The sequence below is a fragment of the Burkholderia sp. Bp8991 genome, from assembly GCF_003853795.1.
In the GTDB taxonomy this organism is placed as follows: Bacteria; Pseudomonadota; Gammaproteobacteria; order Burkholderiales; family Burkholderiaceae; genus Burkholderia.
In genome coordinates, this window is sequence record NZ_QTQJ01000077.1 from 1 (window position 1) to 910 (window position 910).

1 protein-coding gene is annotated in these 910 nt (G+C 66.2%); it reads right to left on the reverse strand.

All coding sequences use genetic code 11. The features are described from left to right. The coding region (gene ccsB, locus DIE02_RS35200; RefSeq protein ID WP_124489892.1) for a c-type cytochrome biogenesis protein CcsB at positions 1-910 on the reverse strand (910 nt) is incomplete at both ends.

Below are 910 nucleotides of genomic sequence, written 5' to 3' on the forward strand. Positions count from 1 at the left end.
GCGCCGCGCAGGCCCTTCATCAGGCGCATGTGCAGCCAGGCCGCGTAGTTGAGCCACACGATCAGCGCCCAGGTTTCCTTCGGGTCCCAGCTCCAGTAGCCGCCCCATGCTTCGGCGGCCCACAGCGCGCCGAGAATCGTCGCGATCGTGAAGAACGCGAAGCCGACCGCGATCGACTTGTACATCACGTCGTCGAGCACCTCGAGCGTCGGCAGGCGATCGGCGAGCACGCCGCGCTCCCTCATCAAGTACGCGACCGACACCATCGCCGACAGCGCGAAGCTGCCGTAGCCGATGAAGTTCGCCGGCACGTGGATCTTCATCCACCAGCTCTGCAGCGCCGGCACGAGCGGCTGGATCTGCTGCGCGTCGCGCGCGACCGAGTACCACATCAGGAAGCCGACGGCCGCGCTGATCACCAGCAGCACGAACGCGCCGAGCGCGCGCGTGCCGTAGTGGCCTTCGTAATACAGGTAGAGCAGCGCGGTGATCAGGCTGAACAGCACGAACACTTCGTACAGGTTCGACACCGGGATATGCCCGACGTCGGCGCCGATCAGGTAGGACTCGTACCAGCGCACCATCAGGCCGGTGAAGCCCATCAGCACGGCGACCCACGTGAGCTTCTGGCCGATCGCGGCGCCCGACTCCGAGCGCGCGAGCAGACCGATCCAGTAGAAGATCGTCGCGAGCACGAACAGCGCGCTCATCCACAGGATCGCGGACTGGCTCGACAGGAAGTACTTGAGGAAGAACGCCGCATCGGCGCGCGCGAGATCGCCCTGGTAGATCTGGATCGACAGCAGCGAGAGCGCGGCGATCGACGCCATCATCAGCCGCGCGGGCTTCCAGCGCCAGCCGAGCACGACGAGCGCCGGCACGGTGCCGATCATCACCGCCTTGTCGTAGT